Source organism: Microcoleus sp. B5-D4 (assembly GCF_036705145.1).
GTDB lineage: Bacteria > Cyanobacteriota > Cyanobacteriia > Cyanobacteriales > Microcoleaceae > Microcoleus.
The window spans coordinates 1-1,229 of sequence record NZ_JAUBTV010000190.1 but is presented as its reverse complement, the minus strand read 5'-3'; the positions used below and the strand labels follow the sequence as shown (position 1 = coordinate 1,229).

Below are 1,229 nucleotides of genomic sequence, written 5' to 3'. Positions count from 1 at the left end.
CAAGCTAGCAGACGTGCTCCAATTACCAGGTGCTAAACAACCTGAACCCGAAATTACTGTAGGGGAGATGTGGGAGGACTACTTGGTTTGGAAGGAGACACAAGTGGAACCTAGTACATTTTGTGCAGCCTTTAAGACGTATACCAACATAATCAAAGGTTTAAAGGGTAATCGTAAAACTCGCGCTTTTGATGACACAGGCTTAGGTATCTGGGATTCACCTATCAATGAAGAATCGGGCAAAAAAATAATACAAGCCCCATTCTGCAAAACATATGTCATTGGAGCCATCCAAGCACTCAATGAAGCATTTACCCGATCCAAACAGCTTGGTAAATTTAGTCTCCCTGATGTTAATCCGTTTTTTGAATTACATAAGGAGATAGGTAGTAATTCAAAACAAAAGTACCAGTCAACATTAGGGGAGGATGGTGAAACAATTGAATGGTGGCAAGTGCAAGATGCTAACGAAGATGAACTTGAAAGCGACCGCCGTGCTTTTACTAAGGAAGAGCGCGACATCATTATCAGGGCATTTTATGAATCTGATAAAGTTAACGAGCGCAGTGCTGCACCTTTGATCGAATTTATGTTTTTGACAGGTTGCCGCCCCGGTGAAGCCTTTGCTTTAAGATGGGGCGACATCAAGTGGGATAAAGAAATTATTCGGTTTAGTAAAAGCTATGCTTCTCGAATTCGACAAACTCAACAAACAAAAACAAAAACTATTCGGATGTTCCCGATGTCATCCAGACTGGTTAACCTACTTCTGCGAGTCAAGCCTGAAACTATTGACAAAGCGGACTTGGTATTTCAACAAACCAGAGGACAAAGTTATCACACTATCCAAGTAGGCAATTTATGGACTGGCTACACCAGCAGTAGCAATAAAAATAACGCAAAAACATACCACTATCCTGGTGTAGTTACCCGTTTAGTGGAACAAAGCAAGATATCGGGATACCTTCCCCCCTACCATACCCGCCATACTTACATTACTCTCACGGCACACGCTAACAAGAGTAATGCTTCAGCCCTATTACTATTGGCACACGCTTGCGGCAATAGTCCGGAAGTAATCATGAAGCATTATCTAGATGTCGATCACGAAGTTCAACTGGTAGAAGTCTAACCCTACTACCTCCCTTGCCGACCGCCCCCATAAAGGGCGGTTTTTTATTGGCTATTTTTGCCTTGCCTGTTTGTGTCTCTGCCTGTATTTTCTGGAA

1 protein-coding gene is annotated in these 1,229 nt (G+C 42.7%); it reads left to right on the top strand.

Features of this window, described 5'->3' with window-relative positions:
* On the top strand, positions 1-1,132 hold a 1,132-nt coding region (locus tag QUB10_RS34130; protein WP_333207553.1), incomplete at its 5' end, for a site-specific integrase.
* Positions 1,133-1,229 lie beyond the last annotated feature (97 nt).